A 512-nucleotide genomic window follows, 5' to 3' on the forward strand; every position below is an offset into this window, starting at 1 on the left:
TCAATTTTTAGGTCGGCGAAATCGTAATAATGATTCTTATGGTCGCTCTTATTCAAATTTTCGATAGATTTTTTCAGATATGCAATGTGGACGCAATAAATAAAATAGGCGATTTTTGGTCTAGGATCAATAGATCTGAATACAAAATTCATTAAGGATTCTTCTCCGCAATACTTTGAAAAAAATAAGCCATTTTCAACGGCAAATTCTTTTAGGCCAAGTTTCGCAGGTCTGTCACCATTCTCCTTACAAGTAAGCAAAGCCGATACATCTTGCATGTTTGCGTCAGCGGGTACTTTGATGCCCAAGTTGATAGCATAATTCAATTGAGCTTCGGAAGGCTCTTCAAAATATTCAACGATTTCAAAAGGTTCAACATAACCTTTATCAAGCAAAATTTGACGACACGATTGTTCATCAATTGCAGATTCCATAATATGATTTCTCATTTTTTTTGTTGGCCCATACAAAGCTTTTACTTTGAATTTTTTGATCTGAGTTTCCACGTAGAT

1 protein-coding gene is annotated in these 512 nt (G+C 34.8%); it reads right to left on the reverse strand.

The genetic code is table 11. The features are described from left to right. On the reverse strand, positions 1–434 hold a 434-nt coding region (locus AC1XUO_RS29655), incomplete at its 3' end, for a hypothetical protein (protein WP_483333524.1). Positions 435–512 lie beyond the last annotated feature (78 nt).

Source organism: Dyadobacter sp. HNCC25DJ186 (assembly GCF_056895235.1).